This is a genomic window from Microcystis sp. M090S1 (assembly GCF_020246295.1).
GTDB lineage: Bacteria > Cyanobacteriota > Cyanobacteriia > Cyanobacteriales > Microcystaceae > Microcystis > Microcystis aeruginosa.
Map to the genome: position 1 here is coordinate 1 of NZ_JADBTF010000412.1, position 22380 is coordinate 22380.

Here is a 22380-nt window from a genome sequence, read left to right on the forward strand (position 1 = left end):
AACAATGCTAGGATACTCAGGTTATAGAGAGCTAGGAGAGTTTGCTAAAAATAATCGGCACAGGCTCAGTCAAGAATTTAACATAATTCCAGAAAGAGTCCCATCCTATTCAACAATTAGAAGGGTAATGATGGGAGTTGAATGGCAGATTTTGTTAAAAATGTTTAATGAATGGGCATTACAAGAATATGGACAAAGAAGTGATATAAATTGGCTAGACATAGATGGAAAAAGTCTCAAAAACACTCTAAAGAATCCTAACAATGAACAACAAAATTTTATTATGTTTGTCTCATTGTTTAGTCAAGAAAGTGGCTTGGTATTACACTTAAAAAGAATTGAAAACAAAAAAGGGTCTGAAATCGACGAAGGTCAAGCTATAATTGAAGATTGCTCTCTCCAAAATAAAGTTTTTACTGGCGATGCTTTACATTGTCAGAAAAAAACAATCAGCTTAATAGCCAAGAGTAAAAATGATTATGTTATCACCGTTAAAGGAAATCAGAAAAATCTTTATAAGCGAATACAAGACCTGAGTAATTCCTCAAAGCCAGAAAGTTGCTTTCTTGAACAAGATAATAGTCATGGACGAAAAATATCAAGAAAAATAGAAGTTTTTCAAGTGAGGAAAAATGAAAGACAAGGGTTTGAAAATCTGCGCCGAATTATTAAAGTAGAAAGAAGGGGTAGTCGCGGGGATAAAACTTATGAAGAAACAGCTTACTATATCAGTAGCCTAACCGAATCCGCCCAAGTATTTGCTAAAATTATTCGAGGACATTGGAAAATAGAAAATCAGTTACATTGGGTAAAAGATGTAATTTTTGAGGAAGATAAAAGCGAGATAAGTGATTTTCAAGCGGCCAGCAATTGGTCAATTCTCACAACTATAGGATTGAATCTTTTCAGAGGTTTGGGTTTTCTCTCAATAACAGAGGGACAGAGGTGGTTAGCTGAACGTTGGGAAAAACTGATAGTTTTATCGACGTAAGAAGCAGAAAAATTAGCTAAATTAACAGGATGTACTCTCAGACAATTTCAAGAGAGATAGGCTTTTAGTGGCTTGGGAACAAGCTTTATCAATTTATTCATAATCAATATTGGCAGAGGATTAAAGATTAGTTATTGTCACTAACTCTTTTGATTAGAAAAAGATAAACTTGAGAATTTTTATTCAAATTTATTGACTCAAAATCAGCTGTACTTAATTTAAATGAATCAACCCTAGGGAACAGGGGGGAGGGGGAATAGGGAATGGGGAATAATTATCAATTCTCCCCCACTTCCCACTCTCTTCTCCCCACTCCCCTCTCTCTTCTCCCCACTCCCCCACACCCTACACCCCACTTCCCCTTCTCCCCTTATTTCTGCTCTCATCAGTTATTATAGCGGTAAGCGCTTGAGTGAGATACAGACCAAGCTTTGCCTAGCATGGTTTATAGCTCGTGACACTGTACCTCATACGACTGCACACCGCTATAGTTATCAGTTCACTGTTCACTGTTGACTGTTTACTGATCACTGTTAAAAGGTGTTGTCATGGAAAACAATTCTAAACTGCTTGAATTTAGTCGTTTTCTCCACGAAGAAATGGCGATTAAACCAGAGGATTTAAGCCTCGCTCTCCATAAACGTCAAAGTTCTAGCGATCCTCTCCCCATGTTGCTCTGGCAATACGGTTTTATTTCCCTGCATCAATTGCAATCGATTTTAGACTGGCTTGATAATTCCGTGATTAGCGAACAGTTATCAAAAAAATCGGGTCTAAAACCTCGCCTTTTAAAGCGAAAAGTTTTGGGAGCGGGGCATAAATCCCCGTTACAAAAACGGCCTCCTGCCCCCTGCCTTCGTTATCAATGATTAGTGACCAGCTTTTTCAGGGAAAAAAAGCTGATAGCTCCAAAAATGAGTCATCCTCTCCTGTAAAAACTCTATGAATTCAATTCGCATCAACGACACGACTTTAAGAGATGGTGAACAAACCGCAGGGGTTGCCTTTACCATCGAGGAAAAAATCGCCCTGGCCCTATAGATAAGTGTTATAAGTATAATTTAGGGTGAGTTAATTGCCCCTAACACACCCTTCGATCGAGGGATTTAATTGCTCTTAAACTTCGGCGCTGAGATGTTCCCCCAGATGAACGGTTTTCACCCATTTTAAACGTTTAGGACGCAAAGCCATCCGCAGGCTGACACTGGGAATAATAATAAACCAGTGCATCATATAAATCATGCCACGAATGGTTTGAGCAAGGATGTACAAACCAAGAGCGAAAGTGAATTTTTTACCCGTATTGACTCGGATTAATCCTGTCACCATCCCCCAGAGAGAAAGGGAAAGAGCCAAACCCGTTAAAGGAGTTAAAATCGGGGCTTGATGACGGGTAATTGTGATTAAAAGATCGGGAATAGCGGCCGCAGGTAAGATATATTGAACGATCAAAAAAGCAATTAAATCAAACTTTTTCGGCCAAGGCATGGGAGACTTTAAAATCGCTTTCCAATAGTCGAGATAACGCTGAAAACCACCTTCGGCCCAACGATTGCGCTGATGCCATAAAGCGATCGCAGTTGTCACCCCTTCTTCCGCTACTGCGGGAAAATTTAAGATATTAATTTTCCAATTATCGATATGGAGACGAATAGTTAAATCAAGATCGTCGGTGATCGTTTGTTCATTCCAACCCCCGCAACGATTTAAGGCACTACGACGGACAAATTGACCATTTCCGCGCAATTCTCCGATCCCTCCCACCGCGATCCGTTGCTGTTGGAAACAGCTATCAAAGATCATTTCTACCGCTTGTCCTTTTGTCCAGAAGTTTTCGGCAGCATTGGCGATCGCTTTTCGCACCTGTACCGCACCCACTTCTCGATCGTCGAACATCGGGACGACATGACGCAGTAAATCGGCGGATAATCCCGCATCCGCATCGAATACACCGATAATTTCCCCGTTAGTCAGGGATAAAACCTGATTCAAGGCGCCGGATTTGCCACCTCCGGCATTAGCAGGACGATGGAGAATTTGTAATTGGGGATATTCTAGAGCCAGGCGATCGAGAATCGCCCCCGTGTTATCGGTACTATAGTCATCGACGATCCAAACTTCTAACTTATCTTGGGGGTAGTCTAGATGACAGAGATAATTAACCAGTTTCGTGATTACGGTTTCTTCATTTTTGGCCGCTACTAAGAGGGAAACCCTAGGTACAGAGGCTAAATCCTGATCCAGTAAAGGAATTGGTGGCGTTTCCGGTTTCGTGAACAGCAGCCGCAAAGCTTGTCCCGATAGTACCATAGTTAAGGCGATAATTGCCCAATAACCCCAACTCAGCCAATGAAGTCCGATAATTATTGTCCAGATCGCCATGAGGCTAAAAGCCGCTTTCTGTCTGCGTCCCGATCGGCCTTGAAAAATTTCGCTCCTAAATTCGTCCTCCTCATCTTCGGGATCGGACCAGTCAGATAGGAGGGAACCAATCGGGTCTAATTCTTCGTTATCATCCTCTCGCGACCAATAATTTTCTGCCATAATCGACTCAGGTTAAGTAACTGTTCAAATAGAAGCTTATTTCTTGCTTTATTTTACCGAAAATTGTTAAAATTTTTAACAGAATCTTAAGTTTTTTCGGGAAAGAAACCCTAGTTTTTCAGGCTATTGGTTTTTTTTTGCCCGATAAATGCGCTTTTTCGGTTAAGATTGCTTTGTTTACATTCGTTGAGAAAATTTAACATTTATCCCCTATGTCAAACCTGCTCCTCTGTGTCGGACTGATTTGTGGCTCAATTATTTGGGTGGAGATCGTGCGTGATTGCTATCATGCTCTGGCCCACTATTGGCAGCCCCTTTATCGTCTGCACGTCTGGCATCATCGGGTTTTTCGTCCCGATCTGTCGGTAATGAGCGAGGAAATTTATCGTCGGGCGCACTGGTACAATGATGTACCAGAGGCCTTGGTTATGTTGGCTGCCAGTGTTTTACCTGTACTACTGGCCTACTCTTGGGGGTTCGATCGCCCTTGGTTGGGTTGGTTAGGCTCCCTTTATACTTTGGCTTTTCTCAGTACGGCGATCGGTCGGGGTTTAGGTATCGCCAATCTGGAGGAATTAACCGATTTAACCCATCGTCCGGGGCAATTTGAGAGTTTCCCCGCTCAATGGCGCGTTAATCGTACCTACCACTGGCGACACCATTTTGATAACCAAAAGGCTTATTATTGTGGAACTTTCACCTTTATGGATAAATTGATGGGGACGGCACTTTCTCTCAAGGGCAAAACGATCGCCATTACCGGAGCGAATGGAACTTTAGGGCGATCGCTGTTAAAGTACCTACAACTGAAGGGAGCCAAGGTGATCGCGCTCACTTCTGGGGACAATGCGATCGCCATTGAAATTAACGGCGAATCAGTACCTGTAAAAACCGTGAAATGGCAAATCGGTGAAGAAACGCAACTTGAGGACCTATTTAAGTCTGTAGATATACTGATTTTAAATCATGGCGTTAATGTCCACGGCCAAAGAACCCCAGAAGCGATCGAATTAGCCTACCAAGTGAATACTTTTTCCGTCTGGCGTTTAATGGAATTATTCTTCAAAACTGTCCGCACTAACGAGCAAATTGCCCGCAAGGAAGTCTGGGTGAATACTTCGGAAGCGGAGGTTAATCCTGCCTTTAGTCCCCTCTACGAACTCAGTAAACGAGCGATCGGTGATATGATTACCCTGCGTCGTTTAGATGCTCCCTGTGTGGTAAGAAAGCTAATTCTTGGCCCTTTTAAGAGTAATTTAAATCCTGTGGGTATTATGTCCGCCGATTGGGTGGCTAAACAGATTATCAAGGCGGTACAGAGGGATAGCCGCAATATTATTATTACTATTAATCCCTTGACTTTTATCACCTTCCCAATTAAAGAATTCTCTGTTTCTACCTACTTAAAACTATTTACTCGCTCCCCAAAAAATCAGGAAAACCCCTAACTATTTACCCTTAATCCGGGATTAAGACTATTTTTCCGCGCACTCTTTCCGATTCACTATAATTATGAGCTGCTGCCACCTGGGAAAAAGTATAGGTGCGATCGATTCTAACAGTTAATTTTCCCGATTCGATCGCTTCTTTGAGAAATTGCCAGTCAGACGCTTGTGCTTGAGCAAAAAATATCACTTTCCCTTTTTGGGGCAACCAAGCAGTGAGATAATTTAAGAGGATAATTCCGGGATTTGGTAGGGTGGTTATATAGGTGCCTTGGGGTTTTAAAAGCTGACGACAGTGCCAAAAAGAAGACTTGCCCACAGCATCGAAGATTATATCATATTTCTGCTCAGTTTTTCTCCAATCTTCTTGGGTATAATCGATAACTTTATCTGCTCCTAAAGAGGTGACATAATCGATATTTTTACTACTACAAACTCCATCTACTTGTGCGGAGAAAATTTTCCCTATCTGCACGGCAAAGCTACCCACTCCTCCCGATGCACCATTAACTAAAATCCGATTTCCTGCTTGAATATTGCCAAAATCGCGCAAGACTTGCAAAGCGGTAGAAGCGGCTAAAGGAGTGGCGGCAGCTTCAATAAAGCTCTGATTATGCGGTTTTTTAACTAATAGGGAAGCGGGAATAATTGCATATTCAGCATAGGTTTTACCCGGTAATTGATTGAGAAAACCAAAAACCTCATCTCCGATCTGGAATTGTTCCACCTGACTGCCTTTTTCAACGATAATTCCCCCATAATCAAAACCTAATTGCAGGGGAAATTTATTACCTGTGGCTATTTTGAGCATTCCCCGACGAATCTTCCAATCAATCGGATTAATTCCCGCTGCCATAATCTTAATTAAGACTTCTTTCCCTTGGGGAATTGGCTTTTCTATTTCGGTGTATTGGAGAACATTACTATCGCCATAGCGATTAATGATAATAGCTTTCATAATTAAGAAAAAAGTTGATAAAATAGTAAAGGATCAAAAGTAATTACCAAGAGAACAAAAATCCAAACTCGTCCCGCTAAAAGATTATAATCTTGACCTAATCTTGACCAAGAGTGACCGGCGATAAAATGGCCGAACAGAAATTCAAAACCCACTGTTAATACTAACCAAATTAAACCGATAGTAATTGCTTGGCTGGACGATTCTAGACCCCAAAAATAGACAAGAGTGCCAATATAAAGGCTAAAAAAGAGGATTCCTGTCAGGGTAGAAATTTGATGAGCGCGTAGTTCATCGAGATATTTTCCGTAGGTGGTTTCTCGGAGGATACCGTTACTAATTCCTATTAAGACCATCGGTAGCCATGCGACAATGTAGCGACTAATCATAAGTTGTTGGTTTAGAACTCGCTCTAATTGGATTATAGCTATATTTGGCTGATAACTTGAGATATTTTCGTAAAAATTAATATTGTTACTTGCCTAAATTTTCAGCCAGATAATCAACTAGCTTTTTCACTGTTGTAAATTCTTGGCATTTTTCTTCTGAAAGTTCAAGATCGAATTCTTCTTCTAAAGCCATGATTAATTCAATCGTATCAAATTCATCTCCTCCCCAATTTGAGACTAATAAACCATTACTACAAGAACTATAAGAACTATAAAAGCTATAAGAACTATAACTACTGAGGGTTTCCTTAGATTTTAAATAAAATAGTTCATCATCAATATGTATCTCAGACTTTTCCACATCTAATTGATCACTAATTATCTCTTGAACTTTGATAAAAATTGCCAGTTTTCGTTCATTGTCTTGTGACGTTATTTTCTCGGTATCATCATTGTTTTTATCGTTAATAACAGCATTAGCTTTTTGTTCTGCTATTTTAATAGCTTTCTCTTCATCGATTCTCCTTGATTCCAATAAACTGGATTGACTGAAAAATAACTGATATTTCATAACTTCAATTCTAGAATTAATTAAGTTTCGTATTATATGAAATTCTCCTTTATGACCACTTTCCTTGTAAATTATTGTGGCTAAATCCCCAACAATCTGATTGCGGTTTGCCTCTAGCTGGTTTAATTTTTATTCACTCAGAGATACCATATCATCCAAATACTGATTGATCATCATTGCCAGAATTTGCATCTCATAATTTTTGCTATCTTCATTCATTCGACTAGATCCTCTGCTGCAAAAAATCTCAACCATATTGTATCTTAAGATAAATACTTTTCTAAAAAATCTAGGGGTGCATCTCACATTTGCAGAAATACCGACAATCAGCAATTATCAGTGACTCTTAGATGATTACAAATGTATCAGCATCTGGCTGTAAGCATCCCACCGAAAAGCTAATGCGCTCCGGGGTTTGGGTAGGGTTGATTCATGAATCAACCCTACCTTGAATCAACCCTACCTTGAATCAACCCTACCTTGAATCAACCCTACCTTGAATCAACCCTACCTTGAATCAACCCTACCTTGAATCAACCCTAGGGTATCGTCTCGGAGTCTCCCCAAATTGTTAATTTTTTTGGGGATTTAGCTACATCATCCGAAAAATGTCACACTAGAGGTAGGGGAGCGTCAACTATCAGTCATCAGCTTTCAGCAATTTTTGGCTATTTCCCCGGGGTATTGCTGGCAGCCGGTGGGAAAAAAGATTAACTTCAACCCTGACTTTATCTGCTATCGAGGAGGCTAATTCGATGAATAATACGGAAACACTCTCAGTCGATCGGGATACCAACAAACTCTATAATAAAATTCTCGTGGCTGTGGATTATCAAGATGTCACTCCAGAGGTATTGAATACGGCTATCCTCTTAGCGAAAACCTACGCTAGTGAGTTGCGGATTATTTATAGTCTGTCTCAACCTTTGACTCCCTACACGGAAACTTTTATTTATGGTAATCTGATTGGTTATGGTGGCGGTTATCCCCCCGATATGATCGCCTTAGAACAACAAATCACCGAAGAAATGCAAGCGGAATTACAAGCTTGGTTAAACGGTTTAGTCGATCGAGCTAAGGAGGATAATATCATAGCCCGGGCTGATTATTATATCGGTGATCCGGGACAGAAAATTTGTCAAGTTGCCCAGCAAGAGGGGATAGATTTAATTATTGTTGGTCGTCACGGTCGATCGGGTTTATCTGAGTTAATCTTAGGTAGTGTCAGTAATTATGTAGTGCATCATGCTCCCTGTTCGGTTTTGGTAGTACACATCACTCATTAATTAGAAAGGGTTGAAATCCATTTTTTGCTGTCCATTGAATCGCTCCATCTCTCCCGGTCCAGTAAGTCTTAATCCGGGCTTTTCTCAGTTGATTTCTGGCATTGCGGGAGAGATTGTTAGTGACAGCGATCGCTGTTTGAGGTCGAATTGACTCTAACCATTGTTTATCTAGATTACTTCCCTGCCATAATAACACTAGGGGGCTAAATTCTTGGGATAAATTAACGGGAATTTTCGGGTTGACAATCCATAGCCAAGATTGATTTTTTACCTGAAATTTAAATAAATTTTTCTCGAGCAATTGTCCAGTAATTTCGCCAAGATTAAATTTTTCTAAATGGGATAAATTAATAGTTTTTTTGATCGGTATGCTCTCACTGATAGTTGAGAATTGCGCCGAATTATTGACGGTTATTGCTCCTTGTATTTGATTAATTCCCTCCTGTCGCAAAAAGGGCAAAACTGTATAACGTGCTGTTGCGGGTTCCTCCCCATTAATTAAGAGAGTATTTCCTCGATTTTGAATAATTATTACCGGTTGCGATTTCGTGGCTAAAACTGTCACCTGAGTTAAAGTTAAATGCTGATAAATAATCGGTATTAAAATTAAAGTGAGGATAAATAAACCGATTAAATGCCACCGTTGACGAAACCAGATATTAAAGCAGATTAAGGTAAGGCAAATATAAATAATTAACATCACTCCTAAAGATAATTTACCTGTGGAGTAGGTACTAAAAGGAAGCAGACTAAAAAAGGTGGTAATTTGCAGTAATAACTCTAGAGGGTAATAGAGAATACTAGCGCTGATACTGCCCAAAGGGGGATAAATTAAGCCTAAAAAGGCAGTAAAAACTCCTCCTAAACTAATCAGGGTAACTAGGGGAGTTGTGATAATATTAATGGGGATATTATAAAGAGCGATCGAGTTAAACGTAAACATTAATAAAGGCATAGTCCAGAGAGTAGCAGCTAGACTAATAGCTATAGGTTCAGCGATTAAATTAGGGAAATAGTCAATTTTATTTTTCAGCAAAGGAACGGTAATAATTAATCCCAAAGTCGCTAAAAAACTTAACTGAAATCCTAAATCCCAAATCCAGAGAGGTTGCCATAATAATATAATTGTAGCCGCTAGTAACAGGGACCCTAAACTATTAACTTGTCGATTATAAAGCAGACCGATTAATGCCCCAATTCCCATCAAAATCGCCCGCAGCACTGAAGGTTGTAACCCAGTTAAAGTACCGTAAATTATTAAGACAGTAAGGGCAATAATAAACTGTTGTTTGGGGGATAAATTGCGAGTAATAGTTAAAACAAATCCCAACAAAATAGCCACATGAAAGCCAGAAGCTGCTAAAATGTGAGCTAATCCAGTTTTAATAAATAAATCGGTGATTTTTGCTGGCAAATTAACCGCTTGTCGTCCGAGGGTAATCGAACTTAATAAAGTCCCTTTTTCCTGGCCTATTCCCTGAATTTGTGCCTCAACAATGCGCTGACGAATCTGCCAAATTCCCCAAGTCGGTGATTTTTTATCGATAATTATTTCCCCTTTTAAACCAGCAAAAGCACCCTGACGCGCCAGATAATTAGCAAAGTCAAAAGCATTGGGATTATTGGCACGACGGGGACGATAAAGTAATCCTTTAATTGTTATTTCTTGTCCGGGATAAACCTGATTTCCTCCTAGATTTGGTAGAGTAACGTAGAGTTTACCTGTGGATTTTTCTGTCGGTAAATTCTTGAGGCTAAATTCTTTTACTTCTAACCAAAATTGTAAATTTTCTCGGCGATTGAGACGAATTTCTGATATAATACTGCCTGTGATTTCAATAGAGTTAACCACATTATTTTTTAAAAGATGACTGATATCATTCCCAGCGGGGTAAGGAGTACGAATTTCTAGATAAACAACGGCAAATATAGCTATTAATCCCCCCATCAGCCAAATTTTTCTAGGGGGACTTTGCCACCAAAAACGACGGATAAAAATCGTGGTTAATAGGGTAATTAGACTAAGAATAACAATTCTAATTACCACTTCTTGCCATCGGTTTAACTGGGGACTAAAATCTACCAGACCTGTAGATAACAATCCCAAAATATAGGCTAAACCAAGAATAACGCTATTAGGGCGATTCATAGAAATTTTTGTCGTCAAATAATTTCAGAATTAGCGGGCATTATTTTTACCTAAGTATCAGCGAAAATCGAGATTAAAAAGTAACTTAGCATAAACACTATGGGGATCATTAAATGTAGGTAACTTCAATAATTCCTGCTGAAAATTTTGCCATTCCTGCGTCAAAGGGTGATTATTTTTAGTTAGAGGAGGAAGATAGGTTTGCAATAAATTAGAGAGAAGTTCTTCTTGCCAACTTTGCGATCGAGGATATTCTTTAAGACTCCAATCATCCCCTAATTTAGCTGTTTTGGCTGCGTATTGTACTGCCGCTTCTAGGCCACCGATTTGATCAACTAAACCAATTTTAACCGCATCTTTTCCCGTCCAGACGCGACCTTGGGCCACAGTTCTAACCTTGTCTGGGGATAATTTTCGCCCCTGGGCCACCGTCTCGATAAATAAATCATAGAACCGATTAACTGCCGCTTGATAAATTTCTAATTCTTGGGGATTTTTCGGTCTGGTAATAGTAGATAGATCGGCTAATTGTCCAGTTTTCACCGTATCCCAATCGATGCCATTATTATTAGCAATCTTCTGGATATTTAACAATAATCCAAACACACCGATAGAACCAGTAATTGTATCATTATCGGCAAAAATCCTTTGACCACCCATCGCAATCCAATAACCCCCAGAAGCTGCCACATCACCCATAGAAATAATTACCGGTTTTTTCGCATCTAAACGCTTAATTTCTCGCAGAATCACCTCGGAAGCGGTGGCACTTCCCCCCGGACTATTAATTCTCAAAACTACCGCTTTTACCTCCTCCTTCCCTTGTAATTTTCGCAATTCCTTCGCCAATTTATCCCCACCGATTTCGCCTCTATCTCCCTGACCTTCTACGATTGTCCCTTCTGCATAAACTATCGCTATTTGATCGCTACTATCTCCCCCCTCATCATCGAGAGAACTAGCATAATTAGCTAAAGAAATTTGCGAAAAGGAGCCAGAGGTTTCCTCCTGATTAGTTTTATTTTTTGCTTCTCCTGTCAAATCCTTTGCTAAAACAATTACTCGATCTAAATGGGCCACTTCATCAACAAAACCCGCCTTTTTCGCTGTGGTTGCTTCCAGAATACCTTGAGTATCAGAAATAGTTTGCACCTGTTGGGGGGTTAAATTGCGACTTTTGGCCACTGTGGCACTATAATTAGACCAAATTGTATCGAGTAGGGTTTGCAGCTGCTGACGATTCTGGACACTTAAATCCTGACGCGTATAGGGTTCCACCGCACCTTTAAAAGAACCCACTTTTACCACTTGTACCCCCACACCATACTTTTCTAGTGCATCGGCAAAAAAGGTTTGTTGACTACTTAAACCATTAATTTCCATTCTCCCCACGGGATTAATAATCACCTTTTCAGCAACGGAAGCGAGATAATATTCCTTTTCCGTCCATTCCACATCGTAGGCGATAATTTTTTTACCCGATTGGCGAAATTTTGCCAAAGCTTGCCGCACTTCCGTCAGGGTAGCATAGCCATATTCACCGACAGTGCCGCGACCGTAGAGTAACAGACCGACAATACTATCATCAAGGGCGGCCTTTTCGATCGCCGCTATCACCTGTCGTAAATTTAAAGTGGTCCGACTCTCACTGGTCAAACTATCGGCTAAACTTGAACTAGGGGGAGCATCGCTGATATTGGTGGCTAAGTTAAAGACTAAGACTGATTTTTCCTTGACTGAGGAGCTATCGCTAGAAATCAGGAAAGAAAGCAGTAAAAATGCTAATCCCCCCACACCTAGGGACGAAAATACCAATAATCCCAATAAAGTTCCCAAGCAACTAGCGAAAGTTTGTTTAAAAAACTGACCCATCGGTTTTCATCTACTACTAATTATCCTGTTTCCTATTGTAGGGATTCCCCGCCCAGAAACAAGTTTTTTATCTGACTGCCTGACACATCTTGGTGAATCACCGACAGGTTAAGACACGGATGCGAGAGAACCAAATTCGGTCAAAGAAATCTTGTTTAGCTGGCTTGGACGCAAAAACTGGTTCGAGGGATGAAACCCTTATAGAGAAAGACATTCGGCGATTTTTGTCAATTGTTTTCGCTCTAGAACAAAAGTGGTCTAGATTTTTTACTTCTATCTTTGACATTTTTCTTGACTTGAATATTTTTTGAGAACTTTTTTAGTTTCTCACTTTTTCTACCCCAAGAGCATAAGTATAAATACTTAAGTTATTTTCATTTTATATGCTACCAGCCATAAGCTGTTGACTATCTAAATTGCTCGTTAAGACTGCAAGGGAGAAGGAGCAGGGAGAGGAAGTTTGAGCATTTGTACTAAAATTTTGAATACGCAGTTTAAATTCAGTACAGCTTACTACAATTGGAAGTGCGGAATGTGGGTCAGAGGTCTATTATTGTCGTGCCTCGATCGGCTGAAAATACCCATAAAAAAACTCTTAAGTTATACTAAAATAATTAATACAGACACACATCTTCCCAGATGGTGAAAAGGAATTATTTACCCTTGAAAACCACAGTTAAAGTCAGCACACAAACCCAATTACCCCTACATCTAGTTATCACCCATCCCCAGTATCGTTTTGTCGATTTATTCGCAGGAATCGGTGGTTTTAGAATCGCTTTGGAGAAATTGGGGGGACGTTGTTTAGGCTATTCAGAAATTGATCAACAGGCCATCCAAGTTTATCAACAAAATTTTATTAGCTATCTCAACAGCGATGAAATTGCTTTCGGAGATGTGAGTAAAATCAGCAATTTACCCGATAATCTTGATCTTATTGTCGGCGGCGTTCCCTGTCAACCTTGGTCGGTGGCGGGATGTTTACGGGGATTTGATGACCCCCGGGGAAAACTCTGGTTTGATGTGATTAAATTAGTCCAGAAAAGTCAACCGAAAAGCTTTATTTTCGAGAATGTCAGTGGGTTGGCTAGTCCTCGCAATCGGGAGAATTTAGAGTTAATTATCGATGAATTAACCAGCTGTGGTTATCAAGTTTACTGGCAGTTATTAAATGCCTACGATTTTGGTTTACCCCAGAATCGCGAGAGAGTTTTTATCGTAGGAATTAGAAAAGATATAGACAACTATGATCGGTTTAAATTTCCCTTACCTTTGGGTATCCATCCGAAGGTTTTAGATATTTTAGAAGACATCAAGAATATTCAACCAGTTAAGAAAGTCAAGTTATCTGCGGATACTTTATTTAATGGTTTTGTTCCTCCATCAAGAACTCGTTTTCAAAAAGAAGATGAATTAAATGACTTTTTTATTTTTTCTGATTTAAGAAATGGCCACACAACTATTCATTCTTGGGATATTATTAAAACTACGGAACGACAAAAAAGTATCTGTTTAGCTTTGCTGAAATTAAGACGCAGTAAAAAGTATGGCGAAAAAGATGGTCATCCCGTGGCTTTTTCTGCTTTTTTGGAAATTATACCCGACCTAAAAATCGAGGAACTAAATCAGTTAGTTTCTCTCGGTATTTGTTGGCAAACGCAGGAGGGTAAGTATGAATTTATTAACTCGAAAAATATGACGGGAATTAACGGCATTTATCGGATCATTTTACCGACGGCCGATATTATTCCTACCCTAACCGCTACGGGTGCTAAAGATTATATTGCTACTATTTCAATTACCGCTACTCATCCCCAAGAATACAAACAATTGTTTTTAAAGAAAATCTATAAACCCAAAAAGTTTCGAGAAATTACTCCCCAAGATGCGCGTAAATTACAAGGATTCCCCGATAATTTTATCTATCATCAACAGTCAGCCATCGCTAAAAAACAATTCGGAAACGCTGTTCCTATTACTGTAGTGGAAGCAGTAGCAAGAAATTTACTAGAAATAATTTGACCAAATTATTAGACCGCGGGATACTGACTCATATTAAAATATTTAAAGGCTTAAAAATCCAAGTTTTCGTTGTGGGGAGTCCGTCGTCAGAAGTCGGTCATCAATACCAAATTAGTTTATACTTCATCTTTATGAGAAAGTCTGTAAATTATCCTAATTGCTAAGGAGGTTAAAAATTGAGACATTTCCTAGTAAAAATCTAACTACTTTAAATTGAAAAAATGATCATGTTTAAACGATACGAAGCTGATGAGCAAGTTATATTTCATGGTGATTCTTTGCCGATTTTATCCAGTGAGATTGCCTCTAATTCTGTAGATCTAATTTTTCTCGATCCTCCCTATAATATAGGTAAGCACTTTGCCGATTTTTACGACAAATGGGAATCGGAAAATGATTATATAAATTGGGCAAATCAAATTCTTGATCAGTGTCTTCGTATCTTGAAACCCCAGGGAACATTATATGTTATGGCCAGCACTCAAGCAATGCCTTACTTTGATCTTTACTTAAGACAAAAAATGACGATTCTTAGTCGTATTATCTGGCATTATGATAGTTCAGGAGTACAAGCAACAAAATACTTTGGTTCGATGTATGAACCAATACTTCACTGTGTGAAAGATAAAAATAATTACACTTTTAATTCAAAGGATATTAAGATAGAAGCAAAAACCGGAGCAAAACGAAAACTAATTGATTATAGAAAAGCGATTCCGAGTCAATACAATACAGAGAAAGTACCGGGCAATGTCTGGTATTTCCCTAGGGTAAGATATCGCATGGATGAATACGAAAATCATCCCTCACAAAAACCTGAATCATTGCTAGAAAGAATTATTTTGGCCAGCACTGACAAGAGTGGAATTGTGCTTGATCCCTTTGCAGGAACTTTTACAGCTGCAGCTGTAGCTAAACGCTTGGGAAGAATTTCTATTAGTATAGAATCGCAAGAGGAGTATTTAAAAATTGGTCTTCGACGGATTCTCGGATGGCAAGAATACAAGGAAGAAAAGTTACTACCACCTCAAAAAAGCTATAGTAGAAAAAGCGAAAATAAACAAGAATCTAACTTTGTACAGGAGAGTCTTTTCGATGTCGATAGTCAAGCATGAATTCACCAAGATAATTATTAAAATTATCGATAATTACTTTCCCAATCAGGGAAATAGCATTTTAAATGCTAGTGAGTTATTGCAATATTTGAACATTAAAACTAGAGCCGCTAATCGAGGTTCTAAATCCCGAGCAGGATTGGCTAACCATTATGCCATTTATGTTTTAGTGGAAGACTATATTAATAATGAGTTTCATCTTAAGGATGGATACGACGAGTATCAAGGCGCTCAGTATATGACACTTTTTCGCAGGCAAAGGGAGCTTCCTTTTGGCGATAAATTACAAAATCATGCTCTCAATCATCGATTAAATCAGGAATTTAAAAAGTATTTTCCTACTTTATCTTATCTGCCGATAATTAGAGATGTTAAAACCAATAGATACTGGATTAATGAGAATTTAATTAAGTTTTATCTAGAGGGTAATCAAGTTAATATTGTCCTGGTCATTATAGATATAATTGATGCCTATGTGCAAACAAGACAAAAAGCATTTAATCAATTTATCAGCTATTGTCAACAGATGATTGATATTGAACAGCAAGATCCCCAGAGAGCCATTGAATTTATTCGGAGTTTACTCAGACCAAACATTGATGCTAGAGTTTTTGAGATTGTCAGTTATGCAATTCTTAAAGAGTATTATGGGGAACGGAAAATATATTGGGGATGGTCGCCTGATCAGTTAAACTCTGAATACTTACTTTTATATAAAACTGGTCGAACAAATGCCAATGACGGGGGGATAGATTTTGTCATGAAACCCCTAGGTCGATTTTTTCAAGTTACGGAAACGATAGCTGCTGATAAATATTTTTTAGATATTGATAAAGTGCAAAAATATCCCATTACTTTTGTGGTTAAAACCGAGCAGACTTGCGAGGAAATTTTAGAAAAAGTTGCGGAGCAAGCTAAGATAAGATACAAGATCAGGGCAATTGTCGAAAGATATCTAGAATCGGTAGAGGAAGTGATCAATATTCCCGAATTAATCAACCGTTTTGAGCGGGTTTTAGCTCAAGGTAAAGGAGGAGCGGTAATTGCAGAAATGGTTTTACAGAGCCGGATTGAGTTTAACCTAGAATCAGAGCCATAAAGATATCTAACTCCCCAGCTAAACTAGAATAGAAAGATAGGAAAGCGATCGAAATTAGAATGACGACCGAAATTGAAAAAGAACTAGAAACCAGCGAAGCTGTCTTGGAAAAACGGCGAAATTTTGCCATTATCTCCCATCCTGACGCAGGAAAGACCACCCTGACCGAAAAACTGTTACTATACGGGGGTGCAATCCATCAAGCGGGTGCAGTCAAAGCAAGACGCGACCAACGCAAAGCCACCTCCGACTGGATGGAAATGGAAAAACAACGGGGAATTTCGATTACTTCCACGGTTTTACAGTTCGATTATCGTGATTTTCAGATTAATCTCCTCGATACTCCCGGCCACCAAGATTTTAGCGAAGATACCTATCGTACCCTAGCCGCTGCCGATAATGCGGTGATGTTAATCGACGCGGCCAAAGGTTTGGAACCCCAAACGAGAAAACTCTTTGAAGTGTGCAAACTGCGGCAGTTACCCATCTTTACCTTTGTTAACAAAATGGATCGCCCCGGTCGCGAACCTCTGGATTTATTGGACGAAATCGAGCGAGAATTAGGATTACAAACCTATCCCGTCAATTGGCCGATCGGAATTGGCGATCGCTTTCGGGGAGTCTTCGATCGAGCCACCCGAACCATACACCTGTTTGAACGTCGCTCCCACGGCTCTCAGGAGGCGCAGGAAACCGTGATCGAGCTTGGCGACCCCAAAATTGAGGATCATCTCGAAAAAGACCTGTATTACCAGTTAAAAGAGGATATAGAACTACTCTCGGAATTGGGTGCAGAATTGGATTTGCCAGCAGTCCACGCAGGAGAAATGACCCCGATCTTTTTTGGTAGCGCCATGACCAATTTTGGGGTGAAATTATTCCTAGAATCCTTCCTCGACTATGGATTGCCACCCAGAGGACGCAATTCCTCCCTCGGTGTCCTTGATCCCACCTATCCCGATTTCACCGGTTTTGTCTTCAAACTGCAAGCAAACATGGATCCCAAACATCGCGACCGGGTAGCCTTTGTGCGGGTATGTACGGGGAAATTCGAGAAGGATATGGTAGTAAACCACGCTAGAACCGGTAAAACTATCCGTTTATCCCGTCCTCAGAAGCTTTTTGCCCAAGATCGGGCAGTTATTGAAGAAGCTTATCCCGGAGATGTGATCGGATTGAATAACCCCGGGGTCTTTGCGATCGGTGATACCATTTATATGGGTAAAAAGCTCGAATACGAAGGTATTCCCTGTTTTTCTCCGGAATTATTCGCCTATCTCAGAAATCCTAACCCTTCCAAGTTCAAACAGTTTCAAAAAGGAGTCTCGGAATTACAGGAAGAAGGGGCCGTACAGATATTATCCTCGATCGATGAATTTAAACGCGACCCAATTTTAGCCGCCGTCGGTCAATTACAGTTTGAAGTGGTGCAATTCCGTCTTTTAAGCGAGTACGGAGTCGAAACTACCCTCGAACCCCTAGCCTATAGTTTAGCCCGTTGGGTCGCCGGGGGTTGGGCAGCTTTAGAAAAAGCCGGTAAACTCTTTAATACTTTAACCGTCAAAGATTATTGGGGTCGTCCCGTCTTATTATTCAAAAATGAGTGGAATTTACAGCAAGTCAAAGAAGATCATCCCTCTTTGCAATTAAACTCGATCGCACCAGTAGGATCGGGAGTACAACCCCAATCCTAACCCTTAATCCCCCAAGACAATTACCGAACTGGTCAGGATAAGATAGCGACCCCCAGACAACTAGACTAAAGTGGAAGTGGTCAGAAAGTCTCGATCTTTCCTAACACTCGGATGTCTCAAAGCACTATCGTTGACGAGTCCCTCACCATTAGAAAAAGTCCTGCTGTCAATTCCCGAATTAATCCCTGTTTAATTCGCTTTTGTTATTTTCTGGGAAATTATCTGGTTTTACCAGCTTTTTTCAGCAAAATAACGGTGACAGGCCAAGAAAATATTCCCCTAACGGGGGGGGTCATCCTTGCACCTACCCATCGGTCCCGTTGGGATGCGCTGATTTTACCCTACGCGGTGGGACGCTTAGTTAGTAGACGCGATTTGCGCTTTATGGTTTCCGCTAACGAGATCAAAGGGGTGCAAGGTTGGTTTATCCGACGTTTGGGGGGTTTTCCCGTCAACACCGATCACCCCGGTATGGGTAGTCTGGTTCATAGCGTCGAACTTTTGGCCGCGGGGGAAATGGTGGCGATTTTTCCGGAAGGGGGTATCTGTCGCGATCGAGTGGTTCATCCTCTTAAACCGGGGGTAGCGCGGATCGCGTTGGAAGTTAAGATCATGAAACCCGATGCAGATATCAAGATTTTGCCGGTAAGCATTAGTTATAATCAGCCTTACCCCGGATGGGGAAGCGAAGCGACAGTAAACATCGGTCAAGGGATTAATGTGCTTGATTATCAACAAAATTCGCTAAAACGGGAAACTGTCCGCTTAACCAAAACCTTGAGCGATCGCTTAAAACTTCTCCACGAGGATCAATCCCCTTAATCAGCTGTTGACTATCTACCGCACAAGTGGGATTTCGGGGATGGATTAAAATGATTGTTTTAACTATTTTTAAGTAAAAAAGTAGCTTTTCTAGTTTAAATAAATAATATCTTGTTTTTTTCTGCTTCTAGCTCCTGAATACTGCCTCGGAAACCCATCAGATCAGGGAAGATGTCCGATTACAGCAGAGGGTCTAATGATAGAATGGGCATCAGCGAAAGTAGTTTGTGAGCGAAGTGATCCGATGCAGTTCCAAATCCAGCCCGACAGTGAAATACCCGCCTCTAAGCAATTATTTGACCAAATTCGCTTCGCTATCGCCTCTCGTCAGTATCCCCCGGGCCATCGTTTACCTAGCACCCGTCAACTAGCTATGATCACGGGATTACACCGTAATACGATAAGTAAAATTTATCAGCAACTGGAAGACGATGGGTTAGTGGCATCCATAGCAGGTTCGGGGATTTATGTCAAGGCTCGCGGGCATGAAAACGATAATTTATTGGGTTCGCCCCTATTGGAACAAAATCCAGAAATAGGCCGACTAATTCGCCAGAGTTTGGCTGGTTTTCTCGCTCAAGGTTTAACTTTAGAGCAAATTCGCGAGTTATTACTGGCGGAAATCGATTGGCGATCGCAGTGTAGTTCTCAAGTTCTTGTCACCATTCCCCGTCACGATTTGGGTGCAGGGGAACTAATGTTAAGAGAATTAGAGCAATCCCTCAAAATTCCCGTCCAATTAGTGGCAATGGAGGATTTAGCCCAAGTTTTAGCCAATACTAAATCTGCCACTGTTGTCACCAGTCGCTATTTTATCAGTGTGGCGGAGGAAATTGCTGCTCCTTTTCAGCTGCGAGTCATTCCCATCGATATCTACGATTACAGCAAGGAATTGGCATTAATCAAAAAATTACCCACCGATAGCCGTTTAGGGATTGTCAGTATTAGCACCGGTATTATTAAGGTGGCCGAAGTTTTAATTCATAGTTTACGGGGCGATGATTTATTAGTTATGTCTGCCCAAATTCATGAAACGGATAAGTTAAAAGTTTTAGCCCGAACTTCCCAGACAATTATCAGCGATCAAGCGAGTTATACTTTAATTAAAAATCTGATTAATGAAGTGCGATCGGATTTAATTCGTCTGCCAGAAATTATCTGTAGTGATAATTATATTGGGGATAAATCAATTCAATTGCTCAGACGAGAATTAGGATTAGGTGGTTAGAGGATAAAAGACACATTTTAACCTCTGAATCTCTCCCAATCCCTTTACTGTTACCTCTTGCCTTATCTCAACAAGCAATTTAAGTAGGGAGGCACAATTATTTGTAGGATGGGTTAGCGGTAGCGTAACCCATGCTGGCGTTGGGTTTCATGCTTCAACCCAACCTACGTTCATCTTATATTTAATTCCACTCACCCACTTAAATGCGCGGGCAGCTGAACTTTAAAATTTATTTTACTCTATGGTTACTATTGACAATAACCTAGGGCAAGTCGAGAATAAAAGCGAAAAAAACTTTTAAGAAGTATTAATTTTTTAGTACAATGGGGCAAGGATAGGGATAAGCTCAATTTTTCACTCTCGAACGAGGCTAAATGAAAAGTGCTGACTGTTTAACGGTATCCCCCGGGGAACCGCTTACCGATTGGCAAAAACTGGGATTAGATTTGGTGGCTCGTTGGCAGGGACGAGATGTTATCCTAGCGATCGATCTTACCGGTAGTGTTAACTTTAATGATGAAGGACGCACGCGCCTCGGTCAAATTATTCGCGATAGTTTAAAAAATAACGATTCCGTTTATTTATTCCCCTTTGCTGATAATGTCCAACCGATTGCAGAACCGATTTTAATTCGCGGAAGGGAAGATATAGACGCGGTTTTAAAGTCAATTCCTTGGCAATCTAGCCAAAGTGCTAAAAATACCGATATTCAGCGAGCAGAATGGCACGTTTATCCCCGACTGGCACGCTTAAATCAGTGTCGTTTAACTGCCAATCAAGCTGTCAAACCCCAGTCGGTAGTTTGGATTTCGGATTAGGTGGTACTGGTCGAGATGTGTTAATGAGAATTCGTCGCTTTATTATTGATAAATACGGGAAGTTATCTAAAATATTTGAGCTTGTTAGCTTACATTAATTGTATTCTAATTTTCCTTTGTGTTTCAGTTGCCACATCCCACTGTCACTAACCCGGGTAACTTGTGCAGGTGAAATTAAGGTAAATTTACTGGTGTTGCCGCTTTTATAGCCATCAAATAAAGCAGATACTGTAAACTTTTGAGAAACGGCAATAGCGTGCTGTTTCGGAAAGAGTAAGTAATCGTTTCCTACTAATACGATATAAAATCCATCAGGGGACACATTAGATGTCAAAACCACAGGCTTACTAGAATTATTCCGTCTTTCTGCTCCTTTATCTTCATCCTCGACCACTTCTCCCTGTCTTTGCACCCCATGAATATTAAGGATAGCATCTGGAGACTGATTATAGGAATTGATTATGTTTTGCCATTGCCAGGGAATATCTACTGTCTCAATTGCCTCTTTTTTAAGCAGCTTTATTAGTCGATCAATTTCTGTTTTAAGTTTTTGAATCTCCTCGACATTTTCATTAGCTTTTAACGCTAAATTTTCTTTATCTTGCTGTAACTGGTTTACCTGACTATTTAGAGTTGTAGCTTTTTCTTCTAGTTGTACTTTTTCATTGTTTACTATGTTCAATAGTCTTTCTAGGTTTTGATAAGAACTAGAAAGTCCCTGATTTTCCTTACGCAACTGTTCCACTTCTCCTGAACTCAACTGCTCGATTTGCTGACGTTGTTCTGCTAAGTTCTGCAATAGTCGATTACGTTCGTTCTGTAGCTCTCTAATTCTTGTCAAATGACGTTCTTTTTGATCCTCATATTCTTTAATTTTAATCTCTAATTGATCAACTTTTTCTTTATGTTGAGATATACTCCCACCCTCTTTACCTATACTTAAACTACCAACTATTGCTTGAATATTACTAACTTTATCGCTTAAATCTTTCAGTGTATTTTGCGTAGTTTCATCTAGGGAAGTTGATTTTACATCAGTGATTATCTCTTTTTTAATAGATTGAAGTTGTTCCACTAGCAAATTTTGAAAAGCCGAAGAGATAATCTTGGAATTGTGTACTATATTATTATCAATTTCTTGTGAACCACTTTTATTTTTAGCAATCCAAATATCTTGATTAGCCCCGTTGATCGTAAAAATAGGTTTCTGAGGATAACTTTTATAAATTTTATTTGTTTCTAGTGGGACTTAGGCGTTTTCGGTCAGCAAAAAAGGCTCAAACCATTACGGGACAAAGGGTTAACCTCGATTTATGATTTTCCTTGATATATCTGGGTTTCAGCGATTTTGGGCTTCTCGAAGTAAATCCCAAGCGG

Annotated in this window: 17 protein-coding genes and 2 pseudogenes; 12 read left to right on the plus strand and 7 right to left on the minus strand. The window is 40.0% G+C overall.

The window, feature by feature from the left end; translation table 11 throughout:
- The 3 genes and pseudogenes from IM477_RS18150 to IM477_RS18160 all read left to right on the plus strand — a co-directional run.
- A partial coding sequence (locus IM477_RS18150; protein WP_287732935.1) for an ISAs1 family transposase occupies positions 1-991 on the plus strand: 991 nt, incomplete at its 5' end.
- A gap of 548 nt (positions 992-1539) precedes the next feature.
- On the plus strand, positions 1540-1860 hold the full coding sequence (locus IM477_RS18155; protein WP_287732936.1) for a DUF2949 domain-containing protein: 321 nt from the start codon (positions 1540-1542) through the stop codon (positions 1858-1860).
- Between the two features lie 73 nt (positions 1861-1933).
- A pseudogene (locus IM477_RS18160) lies at positions 1934-2029 on the plus strand (hydroxymethylglutaryl-CoA lyase-like TIM-barrel protein); the annotation flags it as partial.
- 78 nt (positions 2030-2107) lie between these two features.
- On the opposite strand, the gene IM477_RS18165 reads toward IM477_RS18160, so the two are convergent.
- Entirely contained in the window at positions 2108-3535 is a 1428-nt protein-coding gene (locus tag IM477_RS18165) for a glycosyltransferase family 2 protein (RefSeq protein WP_287732937.1), read from the minus strand.
- A gap of 212 nt (positions 3536-3747) precedes the next feature.
- On the opposite strand from IM477_RS18165, the gene IM477_RS18170 reads away from it, so the two are divergent.
- Positions 3748-4983 (plus strand): bifunctional sterol desaturase/short chain dehydrogenase, encoded by a 1236-nt coding sequence (locus IM477_RS18170; RefSeq protein WP_287732938.1) that lies wholly within the window; start codon positions 3748-3750, stop codon positions 4981-4983.
- A gap of 10 nt (positions 4984-4993) precedes the next feature.
- On the opposite strand, the gene IM477_RS18175 is transcribed toward IM477_RS18170, so the two are convergent.
- The 3 genes from IM477_RS18175 to IM477_RS18185 all read right to left on the minus strand — a co-directional run bounded on the left by IM477_RS18175 (position 4994) and on the right by IM477_RS18185 (position 6898).
- Positions 4994-5938, minus strand: a complete 945-nt coding sequence (locus IM477_RS18175; RefSeq protein WP_287732939.1) for an NAD(P)-dependent alcohol dehydrogenase — start codon at positions 5936-5938, stop codon at positions 4994-4996.
- A 2-nt stretch (positions 5939-5940) separates the two neighbouring features.
- Positions 5941-6327, minus strand: a complete 387-nt coding sequence (locus IM477_RS18180; RefSeq protein WP_287732940.1) for a hypothetical protein — start codon at positions 6325-6327, stop codon at positions 5941-5943.
- An 85-nt stretch (positions 6328-6412) separates the two neighbouring features.
- Positions 6413-6898, minus strand: coding sequence for a phosphopantetheine-binding protein (locus tag IM477_RS18185; protein WP_287732941.1), 486 nt, complete (start codon positions 6896-6898; stop codon positions 6413-6415).
- 755 nt (positions 6899-7653) lie between these two features.
- On the opposite strand from IM477_RS18185, the gene IM477_RS18190 reads away from it, so the two are divergent.
- Entirely contained in the window at positions 7654-8184 is a 531-nt protein-coding gene (locus IM477_RS18190; RefSeq protein WP_287732942.1) for a universal stress protein, read from the plus strand.
- Here the strand turns inward: IM477_RS18190 and IM477_RS18195 are convergent.
- Together IM477_RS18195 and sppA are read right to left on the minus strand one after the other, a co-directional pair.
- Positions 8174-10333, minus strand: coding sequence for a ComEC/Rec2 family competence protein (locus IM477_RS18195; protein ID WP_287732943.1), 2160 nt, complete (start codon positions 10331-10333; stop codon positions 8174-8176). The genes IM477_RS18190 and IM477_RS18195 overlap by 11 nt on opposite strands.
- Positions 10334-10390: 57 nt before the next feature.
- Entirely contained in the window at positions 10391-12205 is a 1815-nt protein-coding gene (gene sppA, locus IM477_RS18200) for a signal peptide peptidase SppA (RefSeq protein ID WP_287732944.1), read from the minus strand.
- 639 nt (positions 12206-12844) lie between these two features.
- On the opposite strand from sppA, the gene IM477_RS18205 reads away from it, so the two are divergent.
- The 7 genes and pseudogenes from IM477_RS18205 to IM477_RS18235 all read left to right on the plus strand — a co-directional run.
- Complete coding sequence (locus IM477_RS18205) at positions 12845-14227, plus strand: DNA cytosine methyltransferase (RefSeq protein ID WP_287732945.1); 1383 nt, start codon at positions 12845-12847, stop codon at positions 14225-14227.
- A gap of 227 nt (positions 14228-14454) precedes the next feature.
- Complete coding sequence (gene yhdJ, locus IM477_RS18210) at positions 14455-15342, plus strand: adenine-specific DNA-methyltransferase (protein WP_012268064.1); 888 nt, start codon at positions 14455-14457, stop codon at positions 15340-15342.
- Positions 15323-16441 carry a restriction endonuclease gene (locus tag IM477_RS18215; RefSeq protein ID WP_287732946.1) on the plus strand — a complete coding sequence of 373 codons (1119 nt, stop codon included), beginning with the start codon at positions 15323-15325 and terminating at the stop codon, positions 16439-16441. Before yhdJ ends, IM477_RS18215 begins: the two co-directional genes overlap by 20 nt.
- A gap of 59 nt (positions 16442-16500) precedes the next feature.
- On the plus strand, positions 16501-18135 hold the full coding sequence (gene prfC / locus IM477_RS18220) for a peptide chain release factor 3 (protein WP_079206484.1): 1635 nt from the start codon (positions 16501-16503) through the stop codon (positions 18133-18135).
- Positions 18136-18246: 111 nt separating this feature from the next.
- Positions 18247-18957: a lysophospholipid acyltransferase family protein gene (locus IM477_RS18225; protein ID WP_287732947.1), complete on the plus strand. Its 711-nt coding sequence runs from the start codon at positions 18247-18249 to the stop codon at positions 18955-18957.
- Between the two features lie 196 nt (positions 18958-19153).
- Positions 19154-20185 (plus strand): GntR family transcriptional regulator, encoded by a 1032-nt coding sequence (locus tag IM477_RS18230; protein WP_287732948.1) that lies wholly within the window; start codon positions 19154-19156, stop codon positions 20183-20185.
- A 374-nt stretch (positions 20186-20559) separates the two neighbouring features.
- A pseudogene (locus IM477_RS18235) lies at positions 20560-21000 on the plus strand (vWA domain-containing protein); the annotation flags it as partial.
- Between the two features lie 97 nt (positions 21001-21097).
- Here IM477_RS18235 and IM477_RS18240 read toward each other — a convergent pair.
- On the minus strand, positions 21098-22078 hold the full coding sequence (locus IM477_RS18240; RefSeq protein ID WP_287732950.1) for a hypothetical protein: 981 nt from the start codon (positions 22076-22078) through the stop codon (positions 21098-21100).
- Positions 22079-22380: the final 302 nt, after the last annotated feature.